Raw genomic sequence first — 15366 nt, 5'->3', positions numbered from 1 at the left:
ACGAGTTAAATCACTGTCAGTGAAGCAGTGATGGTAATTCATCGGGGGAGCTCAGCACTCAAGAGCACGAAGCTTCTCATGCCGAGGGGCTTGTTCGTAGGATACCTAACCAGTTGAAAAGACTATGTTTTAAAAATGACGACAGTCTTTTATTCAAAAAAACCAAATAAAGCTATCACTGGGATAATAATAAGCGTACTATGAATTTGCTTGAGAGTAAGACCTGCATTTATGCGCCTTTTCGACGTCCTGCCTAATCGTATGTACCTCGTTTTGTTTTCATAAGTCCTTGTATTATTAAGAGCATTATCCGAACCTGTTCAGCATTTTGCTGCAGTGTTCGAACATTTTTTTGAACGAGAATACTATTATGTCTACTACTACTGGCACCGTTAAATGGTTCAACGAAACTAAAGGCTTCGGCTTTATCGAACAGAAGAACGGTGGTCCGGACGTTTTCGCCCATTTCAGTGCGATTTCGGGTTCAGGCTTCAAAACCCTTACTGAAGGCCAAGAAGTTCAGTTCTCTGTTACTCATGGCCAGAAAGGTCCTCAGGCTGAAAACATATCCGCGATCTAAACCTCGAGTTTAGTAACCGATTAAAAACGGACCCTTGAGGTCCGTTTTTTGTTTCTCTGGAAAGCGGGCTGAATTGAGAAAGATGCTATCCCGAGCAGCTGTTGCTTTTTTAATAATGAATCAATATTTTATAAAACGCCAATCACCTGCCGTTGCGGATTGCCCTTCAGTTCAACCCCTATTTACTTCATTATTGATTCACTTATCGGTCGCCTTTTCGGATGTATTAACGCAGCAGTGCTGCACTTTAATATCCAATTATCGGCTTTAATCACCCAACCATATTACTGAGGTTCATCCGGATGATTAGCGGAATGAGATCTGCACCCACCTCAATGTTATTCAAAAAGGAGCCCATCCTGGGCTTGCCAGTCAGTTGCGTCAAGAGGCATACCGAAGCCGTTTCGGGTCATATTACCGCAAAGCTCCGATCCCCTCTTACGACCGCTCTGTGCGCAACGCGGGCGCCCTTAAACGAAAAAGCCCCGCGCGGCTAAACACCGGGCGGGGCTTATCAGCTGTGAAACGAGCTTAGATATCGATCACGTCGAACTGCACTTCCGGGTTCACGTCGGCTTCGTAGTCAACGCCGTCGATACCGAAACCGAACAGCTTCAGGAACTCGTCCTTGTACAGCTGGTAGTCGGTTACATCGAACAGGTTCTCGCTGGTCACCTGCGGCCAGAGGTCACGGCAGGCTTTCTGCACATCATCACGCAGCTCCCAGTCGTCCATACGGAAGCGGTTGCCATCGTCCATCTCGGCAGTGGTGCCATACAGACCCGTCTTGAACAGGCGGTGCACCTGCTCCATGCAACCCTCGTGAATGCCCTGCTCGCGCATCACCTTGAACACCATGGACAGGTACAGCGGCATCACCGGAATGGCGGAGCTGGCCTGAGTGACCACGGACTTCAGTACTGCCACGTTGGCCTGGCCATTGTGGGCACCGGACAGCTTGCCGTTCAGCTCACTGGCTGCGCGGTCCAGATCCTGCTTGGCCTTGCCCAGCGCACCGTGCCAGTAGATCGGCCAGGTGATATCGGTACCGATGTAGCTGTAGGCCACGGTCTTGCAGCCTTCGGCCAGCACACCGGCCTCTTCCAGCGCATTGACCCAGAGTTCCCAGTCTTCACCGCCCATGACGGTCACAGTGTTGGCCACTTCTTCTTCCGTTGCCGGTTCGATCTCGGCTTCGGTGATCACGTCCTTGTTGGTGTCGATCGCGGTGGAGCGGTAGGGCTCGCCGATCGGCTTCAGCGCGGAGCGCACCACTTCACCGGTTTCCGGCATTTTGCGCACCGGGGAGGCCAGCGAGTAGACCACCAAGTCCACCTGACCCAGGTCTTCCTTGATCAGATCGATGGTTTTCTGTTTGGCTTCATGGGAGAAGGCATCGCCGTTCAGGCTCTTGGCGTACAGGCCCGCTTCCTTGGCGCACTTGTCGAAGGCAGCTGCGTTGTACCAGCCAGCCGTACCCGGCTTACGCTCGGTACCCGGTTTTTCGAAGAAGACACCGATGGTGGCGGCATCGCTGCCGAAAGCGGCGGCAATGCGTGAAGACAGACCGTAACCACTGGATGCGCCGATCACCAGCACGCGCTTGGGACCGTTTTCGATCTTGCCCTGGGCCTGGGTGTATGCGATCTGTTCACGGACATTGGCTTCACAGCCAACAGGATGCGTGGTCGTACAGATAAAGCCACGAATTTTCGGTTTGATAATCATATTCGATTCGGTGCCATCATTATGTTCAGGTACAAAATTGCTGCCTAAGATACCGTATTTGCGGGCCGGACAACAGCACCCACCCGGTGACAGCCCTTGTTTAGCGGGCAATAGCGCCATACAGGAACAAGTCGACCGCCTGATCAACCGCCTTGTTACGCTCATCATCGCTGATCGACATGCCCATCAGTGCCCGCAGCTGGAAGTTGCCCTTGACCATCTCCAGGAACTGGAACGCGGCCATCTCGGTATCCCTGATCTGCATAACACCCTGTTCAACCTGTTGTTGCAGATAGGCACTGAGCTTTTCATTGATCCGCTTAGGACCCTGAGTATAGAACAGCGACTGGATATGCTCGCGCTCGCTGCTGCAGTCCATGCTGACCAGCCGGTAGAGCCCCACCGCTTCAGGACTCAGCACCCGCTCCAGCAGCAGGTGTCCATAGCGCTTGAGAGCCTGATCGGGCGAATCGCCGCGTTTGGCGGCACATTCCACCGCTTCAAAAGCGGCGAACACCCGGTTGGAGGTTTGCGTCATCATCGCCTCGAACAACCCGAGCTTGTTGCCGAACAGGCGATAGAGAGTACTTAGCGAGCCACCGGCCCGGCACATGATCTCGTTGATACTGGCGTTGTCGTAACCCTGCTCCAGAAAGACTTCATGGGCAGCATCGAGGATTCTTTTCTGTCGCTCGAGTCCCTTGGGCGTCAGGCCGCAGGGTTTGGCATTGGCTTCTGGTTGCACGTTATTCATCAGCTTATCTGCATCTTTAACTGCACTCATTATATCAGCGTCACCTGACGATTATATCGGCTTGCATCAATGCAACAGCCATATTAATGTAACGTAAATTACATTACACTCAAATCAAGCTTTACTTGAGCACTCCGACCCTTCCAAGTTTTTCCGGTGCGGCTGACAGCAGCTCCATTGACCATGCATACGAGGCGTAGCCATGACCGCTAAACAGATTCCCATACCAGGCCTGATACTGATGCTGGCCGGTCTCACGGCTCTCGGCCCTCTGTCAACGGATGCCTATCTGCCAGCCATTCCGACCATTGCCACCGAACTTGGCATTTCCATTCATCAGGTGGAGCTGTCGGTGAGCCTGTTCCTGGCCGGTTTTGCCTGCGGTCAGCTTACCGGCGGTCCTTTCTCGGACCGCTTTGGCCGACGTCGGGCCATTTTCAGCGGCTTGAGCCTGTTCTTTCTTGGTGCCATCGCGGCCATGCTGGCCAACTCAATCGAGACACTGCTGGCCGCACGCATTCTGCAGGGCTTCGGTGGTGGCATGAGTGTCGTCAACTCCGCTGCGGTTATCCGCGACCGCCACTCCGGGCGCGACAGTGCCCAGGCGATGAGTCGCATGGCCAGCATTCTGATGACCGCGCCCCTGCTGGCACCGGTATTGGGCACCGTATTACTGGAAGTCGCCAACTGGCGCGCGATCTTTCTCTTCCTGGCAGCCTATGCGCTACTGATGCTGCTGGTACTGACACTGCGCCTGCCCGAAACCCGTCAGCCTCACGATGGCCCCCTGCCCAGCCCGTTGCGCAGCTACCTGGCTGTTTTGAAACACCGAACGGCCCTCGGATATCTATTCTCGGTGGCGTTCAGCTATGCCGGTTTGTTCGCCTTTATCACCGGCTCTTCAGGCAGTTACATCCACTACTACGGTGCTTCTCCAAGTCTGTACACGGTGCTTTTCGGCCTCAATATCCTGACCCTGCTGGCCTGTAATCAGCTCAATATCCGCCTGCTGCATCGGTTCAGTGCCCAGCAATTGTTGCAGAGCGCCCAACGTATCCAGCTACTGACCGCCAGTCTTATGTTGCTGGCCTTTACGCTAACGGGTGCACCGCTCTGGCTTGTCGTCGGTCTGATCATGCTGTATATCGGCGTGCAAGGCTTCGTCGTCGCCAACGGCATGGCGGGCGTCAGCGAATTTTTCCCGCGTACCGCCGCCACTGCTACCGCTCTGCTCGGTGCCAGCGGTTTTGCCGCAGGCGCACTGGCCGGATCGGTCGTAGGGCTGCTTGGCGATGGTACGCCGCTGCCAATGATCGTGGTGATGTTTGGTGTCAGCCTGGTGGGTAACCTGCTGGGAGCTTGGCTGCTGCCCAGTCGCAGTCATGCTATTCGCCAGTGTCCGAGCGCTGAAAGCTGAACTCGATGGAATCGGTATTGCCACTGGCGTCTACGACACTGAGGCGGTAATCCCCGCTGTCATGCAGTGTCAGGGCGAGCCCCTGTCCAGGCTGTTCGGGCAGGGGCTCGGCATTGAGGTACCAATTCAGCCCACCCTGTGCACCCCGTGCCCGCAGATCAACCTCCAGCGCTGTGCGCCCCGGTGGCAACTGCAGATGACTGCCCGCCTCGATACCGATAATGCGAAGACTCTCCGCAGTGGACCGCAAACGACTGCAACTGTTCGCAGCAGTCGGCAGGCGCTCGTCACGACGCCACTCCGGTTTGAGCCAGGGTTCGGCCTGTAGCGGCCAGAGCGCGATCTTCTGCTGTTCCAGTTTTTGCCCCTCTGCCCTGCAACCCGGCGCTACCCTCAGTCCTGTCTCGGCATCCTGCCAAATCGCACGCAGCAAGGCGGGTTGCAGCAAATCCGGTGCCTGCGGCAGTGTGGGTGGCGCCGTGTTATCCAGCAGCCAGGCCTGATGCCGTTGCAGGCAGTTGCCGGCATGATTGTGCGACTGTGATTCCAATGTGCCCAGCGGCCAGCAGACAGTCTGGCGACTGACACTGGCCGGCTGCGTCAACGACTGACTCGATTCGGGCAGCAGCTCATGCACCCGGAACAGCAGGGGAGCAGCGGCCTGACGCCCATAACGGCCGGGGCTTGGGCTGCCATCCGGACGCCCCACCCAGACACCAATTGTCCACTCTGGCGACACACCCAGCGCCCAGGCATCGCGATAGCCGTAGCTGGTACCGGTCTTCCAGGCCAGGCGCCAGGGTGTTTCGCTGACCTGACCCAGCGCCCGCCAGGGGTTCTGCGCCAGCATGCGCCAACTGATCCAGGCGGCACCCGGGCTCATCAGCCAGCGATCAGGGTCCGGCTGCTGTGGTTGCAGGCGCACTGCCCCGGCCTGCCCTTTCCGTGCCAGCGCGGTATAGGTCCCCACCAGCGATTCCAGAGTACTGCCCACACCACCGAGAACCACCGAAGCGTTCGGTTGGCGTACCCCTTCTCCTTGCAGCTCCAGCCCTGCGTTCTGCAAGCCGGCAACAAAGCTGTCCGCGCCCAGGTGCTCCAACAGCTGCACCACCGGCAGGTTGAGTGAGCGCTGCAGGGATTCCATGACTGTCACAGGTCCGCTGAAGCCGCCGGTAAAATTGTGCGGCCGATAGCGCAGTCCATATCGTGGAGTATCGAGCAACAACGAATGGGAATGAATTAATCCCCTATCCAGCGCCATGCCATAGGCAAAGGGCTTCAGCGTGGAACCCGGCGAGCGGATGGCCGAGGTCATATCCACATGCCCCTGACTGGCCGGGTCACCAAAACGGGCGCTGCCCACATAACCCCGCACCGCCCGGTCGCGGTTGCGCACTACCATCACCGCCAGCGACTGGCGCTCGTCCAGCCGTGCGCTATAGCTCTCCACCAGTGACTGCAGTTGCCGCTGCAAGCCGGCATCGATCAGGGTAGGCAGTTCGGTGCAGCTCGGGCAGACCTGTCGCAGGCGCCGCGCCAGCAAAGGGGCCAGCAATGGAGGTTCCGGCGGCAAGGCGGCCACGGGCTCGCGCAGCGCCGCCTCCACCCGCGCCTGCGACCAGAGCCCCAGCGCCTGCATCCGCTGCAGCACCTTGTCACGTGCACGGCGAGCACGCTGCGGATAACGGTCCGGACGCCAGTCACTGGGCCGCTGCGGCAGTACCGCCAGCAACGCGGCTTCGGCATCGCTGAGCTGCAACGCGGGCTTGCCGAAATAGTGCCGTGAGGCCGACTCAACTCCAGACAGCATGCCGCCGAACGGGGCCAGGTTGAGATAAAGGTTGAGAATCTCGTCCTTGCTGTAGTGCCACTCCAGCTGCAGGGTGCGCAGGGCCTGACGCAGCTTGCCGGTCAGTGTGCGCGGATAGGGATCGAGCATGCCGGCAACCTGCATGCTCAGGGTTGAACCGCCGGAGACCACTTCGCCGGCATTCAGGTTCTGCCAGGCAGCCCGCAGGATGGACAGGAGGTTGATCCCGGGGTGGTAGTAGAAGGCTCGGTCTTCATAGCCCAACAGCACCTCGCGGTAGACCGGCGCCACCTGCTCAAGGGCTATCGGATAACGCCAGGTCTGGTCAGGCGAGAGAAAGGCACGCAGCAGCTCGCCGTCCTCCGCCAACACCCGCGTGGCAGGCGCTGGCGGAGCCGGCAACGGAAACACTCGATCCAGTCCCCAGGCCAGCACCACCAGCAGGACTGGTGGCAGTAACCACAACCAGCGTTTTCCTGTCATCCCGGGTTAGCGTGCCCGGATGATCAGCGTTCCGCTGTCGCCACCCAGGTGGCGCAGCTCCGGCCGGTACATCGACTCGGCAAAGCTGGGCGGCACCCGGTACTCACCCGGTGTCACCGCGCGAGCGAGATAGAACAGGCGCGCCCGGCCCCAGTCCAGTTTCACTGCAGCCACATAGCGATCATCGCGGAACTCCTGATGACGCAGATCAACCAGCGACATCAGCTCGGTGATACTCTCCTCACCGATTTTAAGTTCTGACATCTCCAGACTGGTGGCCAGATTCTGGTTCTCCAGCTCCAGCCCCGCCGGCAGCAGATCGACAACCAATGCATCGGGGATCGACTCTTCACTGCGCAGATCCAGCTCGACCAGCACCTGATCACCAGTCTTGAGCTGGCTCAGTTCGAGCGGTTGGCCATCGGCATCATAGTAGTGACGCTCAACGCTCAGCCCCTGGCTGTACGCGGCCGGAGGCTGATCCGTGTAGCCCTGCAGACGCAGGTTAAGCCAGGATGTGCTTTCCCCCGAGTTCTGAATGCTGAGCCCTTCCAGCAACGACTCGCCGGCCAGTGTGAAACGACGCTCGCTGTCATTGACCGCCAGCTGCAATGCCCCTTCGATCTCAAGCTGCATGGCACCACCGCTGTTCTGACTCAGCGCCTGACCGGCCAGGAAGAGCGCATTGCGTTCCTGAGTGCTGAACCAGTTTCTTCCGACGATGGACGCCTGCAGCGGCTCAAGCAGCGGCAGCCACTGAGCTTCCGGCTGTCCCGCTTCCAGCAGCCAGAACAGCGCCAGTGCTCGATCACGCACCAGGCTGCCGTAATCAGTGCGCAGGAAGGTATCCCGGTTCATGCCCAGCAGCCCACGCTGCAGCGCCTTGCCGGCACGATCTGCATCGCCGGCACTCTGCAACGCCAGGCCCAGCTGAATCATTGCCAACGATGTGGACTCTTCCGCACGGTGGTCAAGCAGGTTGCGCAGCTCCGCCAGCGGCGCCTGCCCAATGCGGGCCAGCACCTGTGCCGCATAGGCACGCACGGCAAAGCGGGAGCGGCTGTCATGCAAAAGCTCGCCATTGATGCGGCTCGGGTTGCGCAGATAGCGGCTGGTCTGTTCCAGTGCCTGCTTCAACGCCGGCTCGGAAACCGCATAGCCCGCCTCACGCGCCCGCAACAGAAAGTCAGTGATATACACCGTCAGCCAGGGTTCCTCGGGGCTGTCATTGCTCCACAGGCCGAAACTGCCGTTGTTGCGCTGCATGCCAAACAGGCGACGGATCGCCAGCTCAACAGCGGCACGGCGCTTGGCAGGTGCTTCCCCTTCCAGTCCCAGAGTGGCCAACAGGTCCGGGGTCACGTAGAGCTGGGCAAAAACACCACTGGTAGTCTGCTCGGCACAGCCGTACGGATAGGCACGCAATTCGCTGAAGTGACGCGCCACATTCAGCGGCGGACGGTTTGCCAGGCTAAGCTGCGCATTCAGCGTCTGTGGTAACAGGCCCTGCAGCGCATTGCCCTTGAGTTCGAAAGTATCACCCGGCTGGACCGGCTGCTGCCAGCTCAGCGACTGGGCCGGCCACGCCGGCCGCACACCCAGCGTCCACTGGCGCTCAATATCCGGCTCTCCGTCAATGCCGCTGACCTTCAAGGACAGGGGAACGGCACCAAACTGCTGGCCGGCGGTTGCCTGCAATGCAAGCGTGATACGGGCGCCTGCCGCCAGCTCGACGCTCTGCTGCCAGCGATCTGCGCGGCCATCAAGACGCATACCCAGTCCTGCCATCAGCTCCACCTGCAGCATCTGCGTCTGCTCGGTTCGGTTATGCAGGTCCAGCGTCAGTCGAGTGCTGTCACCCGGCGACAGGAAGCGTGCCCGGTTCAGCTCAGCGGCCACCGGGGCCACGATCTGCAGCTCTCGATCCGCCGAACCCAGCATATCCTCGGAGAACGCCAGTGCCATCAATCGAACCTTGCCATTGAACGCCGGCAGATCCAGCGGAATACGGGCACGCCCTTCGCTGTCTACCGCCAGAGCGCCGGAGAACAGCGACAGTATCTGCACATCGGTCGGCGGCTGGGCACCACCACGGCTCAGGTCGGCATCACCACCAAAACGCAGCCGGGCCATCGCCCCCGCTTCAGCATCGATCAGGTCGGAATAGTTATCACGCACCTCGACCGGGTAGGCGCCGGGGTCGAAGAACCAGGCCAGAGGGTCGGGTGTATCGAAATCGGTAATCGACAGCACACCTACGTCGACGGCAGCCAATGTGACCTGCACTTGGTCCGGCAACGGCTGACCGTTGCGACGGCTGACCTTGAGCGGCACTTCGATCCGCTGCTCCGGGCGCACCTGTTCAGGCAATGCCTCGAACGCGATCTCCAGCGCATGCTCCTCGGTTGCCAGGGGGACTGGCTCGATACCCAGCATGCGCATCGGCAAACTGCCCTTGTCGGCGTCACCCGGTTGCAGCAACAGGACACTCAGGTAGAGGTTCTGCTGCATCCATTCGGGTTTCAACGTCAGTGACAACTCCTTACCCTCAGCCGGGATCTGCACCGCTTCACGATGCAGCAAGCGATCCGACTCCAGCAGCAGATACCCCTTGCCTGCCGCCGGCGGACGCACCTGCACCTTGAGTTGGTCACCCGCGGCGTAAGTCTGCTGATTGAGGCTCAGACCGATACGATCCGGACGTCCTGCCATCAACAGCGCATCCGGGTCCCAGCCGGCGCGGAAACGGTAGGCCGATACCATCCCGGTCTGCGGGTCCTTGAGCTCCACCCGATAATAGCCCCACTCCACCGGCAGGCTGACCTCGACACGCCCGCTTTCGGCCAGACTCAGCTCGCGCTGCTCGACGGGATAATGGCGTTCGGTGTAGTGACTCTGCCAGCCTTCGGCATCGCTCCAGCTCCAGTGGTAATCTCGGCGTTCACGGATCAGGCTCAACTGCAGCGATTCTGCTGGCAGGCGTGTCTCGCCATCGGTGAGCACCAGCTCGAATGCAGCGCTGCTTTCATAATCCACCTGATCATTGGCGAACAGAGGACGAATCCCCGGCAGACGCTCGGCCGGTATGACCACCGATGCTGCACGCCGCGTCACCGGACGACCGCCGGAATCCAGCAAGCTTGCATAGGTCTGCAGGCGCAGCGGACTGGTCAGCTCTTGCCAGTAAGATTCAACCAGGATTTCGCCACGACCTTCGGCATCCAACTGGATTTCAGCCAGATCCTCGCGCCGCTCCAGAGCCTGGTCATTGGGATGACCAAACCAGTAATCCTTGAAGGCCGGGAAGGGGTGCGGTTCCAGCCGAGCCAGCAGCTGTGATTGCAGGCGGGCATCCGCTGCCGGTGCGCCATAGAGGTAATCGCCCTGCACTTTGACTCGGAAATCTGCCTCAGGCGCCAAGGTTTCGGTTGTCTCCAGGTTGAGCGACATGCGCTCGGGCAGGAAAGATTCAACCTGCACGGCATATTCCCGCTGGCTGCCATCGGGCAGCACCAGCTGCCAGTGCCATTCACCGGTGGGGGCATCTGCCGGCAGCTGCAGTTCCGCCTCGTAGTAGTTCAACGACTGAGGTTCGATGCGCTGGCTGGCCACGATCCGACCATCTGGCTGAACCAGTTGTGACTTGAGGGTGATGCCCGGCACCGCCTCGCCGCGGTCAGAGCGCAGCAGTGCGCTGAACACCAGCGTTTCGCCGGGGCGATAAAGATCACGTGGGCTGTAGATGAACACTTCCTGCGGCAGGCGGGTCGGCCCCGTTACCGGGAACTCAGCCAGATCCAGCGCCGGACCGGACAGGCGCAGCAGGGAGGTCTCCGGGCCTTTCTGCAACAGCAAAAGTGGCGCCGAAGTCAGCGAGCCCGATTCCAGCTGGTCGGCCAAGAGGCCAGCACGCCCCTCTCGGTCGGTTGCGGCTTTCGCCAGCGAATGTCCTTTTTCATCGAGTAACGTCAGCTGTACTCCGGCCAGCGGGTCCGCCCCTGACAGGGTATTCACCTGCACCTGCAGCTGATCCTTGTACAATCTCACCTGAGCACCCAGGTCGGTCACCGCAAACCAGGTCGCAGGATAACGGTAGCTGATATTGCCGGCTTCACGCATCACCGCCAGATAGACGCCACTCTGACTCAACGCCTCGACATCATGAATCGGCAGGTATCGCGTGGCACGGGTGTTGGCATCCAGCTCCAGATCAAAGCGGCCGGACCAGGTCAGCTCCACCCGGTCCAGATAGCGTTCGGCATCCCAGCTGCTCAACTGAGTCGCCTGACCAAAACGGGCCAGGAAATCGACAAGGCCGGCCTGAGGGATACGGTAGAAGTCCACGTCCACCTGTTCCACATTGACCGCCATCACCGGCAGTCCCTGACGCAGACGATGCGCCAGCAGGTTGCCACGCCCGGCAAAGCCCAGTGCCGACTGCAGCGCCGGCGTCTCGATCACCACGCTGGACAGGTTGGCCAGGGTGCTGCCGTTGGCGGCAATCAGCCCCGGGCGCACGCGAACACGGTAGTTCTGCTCGGGTTCAAGCCCGGTGAAATAGAGCACCTTGCCCCGCTTGTCCGCGACCCAGCCGCCCTGCAGCACCTCACCGGTATCGGTCTCGATCATCAGCCAGGGATCAAACGGCTGGTCCAGCGCCACCGGGGTAGACAGCGTCACTGCGGCGGCCTGGCGCCCCTGCCAGGTCTGCACACTGATATCCTGAACCCTGAGCGTAACCTGGGCCGAGGCGTTCTGGCTGACACTCTCAGTCGCTGTTTCCGGTTGTTGCGAAGAAGGCGTGGCGGGTACATCCGGCGGGGTATCATCAGAACACCCTGCCAACAGGGAGCCCAACAGCATTGGGAGGATAAGCGAGCGCTTAAGAGAGGGCATGATCAACTCCATTGCCATGACGGCGGGTCGAATCACGCCCTGAGCGCCAATCCAACCCTATCCTTGAAACTTTAGTAGCATGATGCCGTCACGGCTTGCCGGTGACAAGCCGGTTGCTCTGATCCAGCTCAGCTGCGGTCATGTCGGTGACTTTCAGGATCATAATCAGCCCCGCCCCCAGCAACACGAAGCCACCGGCCAGCCAGAGGCCCAGGTTGTAGTTGCCACTCTGTTCCGCCAGCATCCCGGTCAGTGCCGGTGCCACGATCTGGGCTACGCCGTAGGACAGGGTCATCTTGCCCATCAGTTTGGCGGGCTTGGTCGGGTAAAGACGACCGGCCATGGTCAACACCAGGCTGACACAGCCAATGAACGTGCCACCGTAGAGCACAGCACTTAACAGAACCGCCGCCAGGCTGTCACTGAAAGTTGGCATGACAATCCCGATCACCTGGACCAGGTATGCCAGCAGCAGAGCCCCCAGATAGCCCATTCGCCGTGCGATCAGATCCCAGACCATCACCGCCGGTGCCGCCGCCAGACCGACGACCAGGAAGACCAGTTGCCCCATGCCGGCCAGTGCAGGCTCACGCTCAACGATGGCGACAATGAAAGTCGCGCTGATCACATAACCATAGCCGGCACAAAAATAGGCCGCCATCATCAGCCAGAGGAAACGCGCGCCCGGGGGCTGATCGATCATCGCCTGGCCACCATGGGTGACGGTTGTTGTTTCCGGCGGAGGCAGCCAGCGCCAGGCGGGTATTGCCAGCAGCACACCCAGAACACCAAACCAGAGCCATTGATCCGCCCAGCTCAGGCTAAGGCGCAACATGACCTCCACCACGATGGCGGCAAATATGATGCCCAACCCAACACCGGCAAAATGGATACCCAGCTCACCGCGGTGATGATGGCGGATCAGCCAGTTCAGGATCAGGCCGGAGGCGATCAGCATGGAACCGGCGCTGCTCAGTCCGGACAGAAAACGCAGCAATGACCAGAGCAGCATGTTCTCGGTCATCGCCATGCCCGCCGTGGTCACTACTGCCATCACCAGACCGATACGATAAAGTCTGTCTTTGAATTGCAGATCACTCAGTGATGCTGCCAACAGGGCACCACACATGTAACCGCCATAGTTGATGGCCGCCAGCCAGCCGCCTTCAGCATCACCGATCCAGGTCTGATCCTGCATCACCGGTAGCAAGGGGGTATAGGAAAATCGGGCGATCCCGATACAAAGAATCTGGCTGAAGATACCGGCAAAGAGTACCTTCAAGCGCTGCGCCTGATCCGACATCGTGGGTTCCTTATCGTTATTAATCCACTCTTGGAAGGCTCCAAGCCGATCTCAAAGGTACCCGAAGATTTATTTCGTACACAAGCTTTTTTGCGAGTGCGTTAGGGCAGCGCCTTCAGCAGTTGTTGCAGCTGCTGCAGCTCTGCATCAGAAAGGTTGGCACGGTAGGTAGTGTTGGCTTCCGCCATGCGTTGATAGACCTGGGCCGCCAGCGCTCGGCCAGGCTCGGTCAGGGATACGCGAATGGCACGACCATCTTCACGGCAGGGTGTGCGCTGCAACAACTCATCTCGTTCAAGCCGGTCCAGCACACCACTGAGCGTGGCACTGTCGAGACAGGTTTTCTTGACCAGACAGGCCGCGGGAACGCAATCCTGCTCGTACAGCACATTGAGCACCATCGCCTGGACACCGGTGATACCGAACTCACATACGGCCTGCTTCCAGTAACGGGAAGCGTGACGAGCAGCAGTGGTCAGATGGAAAAAGAGGCAGTCGTCGAATTGCATAAAAAACAATGCCCGGTAGCAATCAAGTTACCGGGCATTGTGCATCAGAGCCCCCTCCTGTTCCAGTCAGGGGCGAAGTGTGCGGCTTACTGCCAGGCGCTGGCGAACAGCTCTTCCGGCAATGCCATGATGGACTGGCTGCCATCATTGAGCATTTCGGAGAAGCCCTTCCAGCGTGGCAGAACCTGCGCCATGTAGAAACGGGCACTCTCCTGCTTGGCCTGCAGGTAGGGGTCGTCATCACCTTCCGCCGTCAGACGTACCGCCGCATCAGCCTGACGCAGCAACTGCCAGCCACCGCAGACGTAACCCGCCAGCATCATGAAGTTGTAGGCAATGGAGCCAGGCAGCAGTTCATCAGTTTCGGCACCCTTGAGCAGCAGCTCACGGGCGCTCTCCAGACCGGCAACCGCCTCTTCCACCGGCTTCGCCAGCGAGGTCAGCGAGGCATCACAGCGCTTCAGTGACTCTCGCATCTCGGCGATCAGGGCTGCCAGGGCTTCGCCCTTGTCCATCAGCGTCTTGCGACCCACCAGGTCCAGCGCCTGAATGCCGTTGGTACCCTCATAGATCGGCAGGATGCGAGCATCACGGTAATGCTGGGCAGCGCCGGTTTCCTCGATGTACCCCATACCGCCGTGGATCTGTACGCCCAGTGAAGTGACTTCCTGCGCGATTTCAGTACACCAACCCTTGACGATCGGCGTCAGCAACGCAGCACGGGCCTGCTCAACGGCTTTCTCTTCATCGCTTTCAGCCTTGACAGCAAAATCCAGGCTGCCGCAGGCATCATAGGCGATGGCGCGACCGGCTTCGGTCAGCGTTTTCATGGTCATCAGCATGCGACGCACATCAGCGTGGCGGATGATCGGACCCGCTTCCCTGGTACCAACAGCCGGACCCTGAATGCGCTCGAAGGCATACTCCAGCGCCTGCTGGTAGGCACGCTCGGAGATGGACACGCCCTGCAAACCGACGCTCAGACGGGCGTTGTTCATCATGGTGAACATGCAGGCCAGACCGCGGTTCGGCTCACCGACCAGGTAACCGATGGCGTTATCGAAGCCCATGACACAGGTCGCTGAGGCATGGATGCCCATCTTGTGCTCGACAGACAGCGGACCTGCCGAGTTGCGCTCACCAAGCGAACCATCTTCATTGACCATGAACTTGGGCACCAGGAACAGGGAGATGCCACGCACGCCCGGAGGCGCGTCCGGCAGACGGGCCAGAACCAGGTGAATAATGTTCTCGGCCATCTCGTGGTCGCCCCAGGTGATGAAGATCTTCTCACCACTGATGCGGTAGTGATCGCCCTCGGGCTCCGCCTTGGCACGCACGACAGACAGGTCGGAACCGGCATTGGACTCGGTCAGGTTCATGGTGCCGGTCCACTCGCCGCTGACCAGCTGGGGCAGGTACTTGGCTTTCAGTTCATCACTGCCGTTCAGGTCCAGACACTCGACAGCGCCCTGGCTCAGCATCGGGCACAGACCCCAGGCCATGTTGGCCGAATGCCACATCTCCATCACCGGCACCGACAGCAGGAAGGGCAAGCCCTGACCACCGTACTCGGGATCGAACTGCAGCGAGCCCCAGCCACCCTCGGCATACTGCTGGTAGGCACCCTTGAACGACTCGGGACAAATCACTGTGCCATCCTTGAGCTGGACGCCCTGCTGGTCACCTTCCACATTGGTCGGCCCCACCACATCACGGGCCACCCGAGCCGCCTCTTCCAGAATCGCATCCACCATGTCGGCAGACGCATCTTCGAACCCCGGCTTCTGAGCCAGTTCCGGCATGCGCGCGACATGATTCAGGGTCAGCTTCATATCCTTCAGAGGAGCGTTGTAATCAGCCATAGGTTACCTTCCAGACGA

General features: G+C 59.7%; 9 protein-coding genes. 2 read left to right on the top strand and 7 right to left on the bottom strand.

Annotation, left to right across the window (positions count from 1 at the left end; genetic code table 11):
- Positions 1-370: 370 nt before the first annotated feature.
- The gene (cspE, locus tag ABD013_RS02350) at positions 371-580 is read left to right on the top strand and encodes a transcription antiterminator/RNA stability regulator CspE (RefSeq protein WP_343801683.1); all 210 of its coding nucleotides are present in this window, start codon (positions 371-373) and stop codon (positions 578-580) included.
- A gap of 531 nt (positions 581-1111) precedes the next feature.
- Here the strand turns inward: cspE and fabV are convergent.
- Both fabV and ABD013_RS02340 read right to left on the bottom strand, forming a co-directional pair.
- A complete protein-coding gene (gene fabV / locus ABD013_RS02345) occupies positions 1112-2308 on the bottom strand; it encodes an enoyl-ACP reductase FabV (protein WP_343801680.1) in 1197 nt (398 codons plus the stop codon).
- 100 nt (positions 2309-2408) lie between these two features.
- Positions 2409-3092: a TetR/AcrR family transcriptional regulator gene (locus tag ABD013_RS02340; protein ID WP_343801677.1), complete on the bottom strand. Its 684-nt coding sequence runs from the start codon at positions 3090-3092 to the stop codon at positions 2409-2411.
- A gap of 172 nt (positions 3093-3264) precedes the next feature.
- On the opposite strand from ABD013_RS02340, the gene ABD013_RS02335 reads away from it, so the two are divergent.
- Complete coding sequence (locus ABD013_RS02335; protein ID WP_343801674.1) at positions 3265-4479, top strand: multidrug effflux MFS transporter; 1215 nt, start codon at positions 3265-3267, stop codon at positions 4477-4479.
- On the opposite strand, the gene pbpC is transcribed toward ABD013_RS02335, so the two are convergent.
- The 5 genes from pbpC to ABD013_RS02310 form a co-directional block, all read right to left on the bottom strand.
- Positions 4448-6757 (bottom strand): penicillin-binding protein 1C, encoded by a 2310-nt coding sequence (gene pbpC, locus ABD013_RS02330; RefSeq protein WP_343801671.1) that lies wholly within the window; start codon positions 6755-6757, stop codon positions 4448-4450. The genes ABD013_RS02335 and pbpC overlap by 32 nt on opposite strands.
- Positions 6758-6781: 24 nt before the next feature.
- Positions 6782-11671: an alpha-2-macroglobulin family protein gene (locus ABD013_RS02325; RefSeq protein ID WP_343801668.1), complete on the bottom strand. Its 4890-nt coding sequence runs from the start codon at positions 11669-11671 to the stop codon at positions 6782-6784.
- An 88-nt stretch (positions 11672-11759) separates the two neighbouring features.
- A complete protein-coding gene (locus ABD013_RS02320; protein ID WP_343801666.1) occupies positions 11760-12974 on the bottom strand; it encodes a YbfB/YjiJ family MFS transporter in 1215 nt (404 codons plus the stop codon).
- Positions 12975-13075: 101 nt separating this feature from the next.
- Complete coding sequence (locus tag ABD013_RS02315) at positions 13076-13483, bottom strand: MarR family winged helix-turn-helix transcriptional regulator (protein WP_343801664.1); 408 nt, start codon at positions 13481-13483, stop codon at positions 13076-13078.
- Between the two features lie 86 nt (positions 13484-13569).
- Positions 13570-15348: an acyl-CoA dehydrogenase C-terminal domain-containing protein gene (locus tag ABD013_RS02310; RefSeq protein ID WP_343801662.1), complete on the bottom strand. Its 1779-nt coding sequence runs from the start codon at positions 15346-15348 to the stop codon at positions 13570-13572.
- Positions 15349-15366 lie beyond the last annotated feature (18 nt).

Origin of the sequence: Marinobacterium maritimum (genome assembly GCF_039523155.1) — a bacterium.
Classification (GTDB): domain Bacteria; phylum Pseudomonadota; class Gammaproteobacteria; order Pseudomonadales; family Balneatricaceae; genus Marinobacterium; species Marinobacterium maritimum.
Note: the sequence above shows the minus strand (reverse complement) of the source record. Positions and strands in the feature narration are given on the sequence as shown.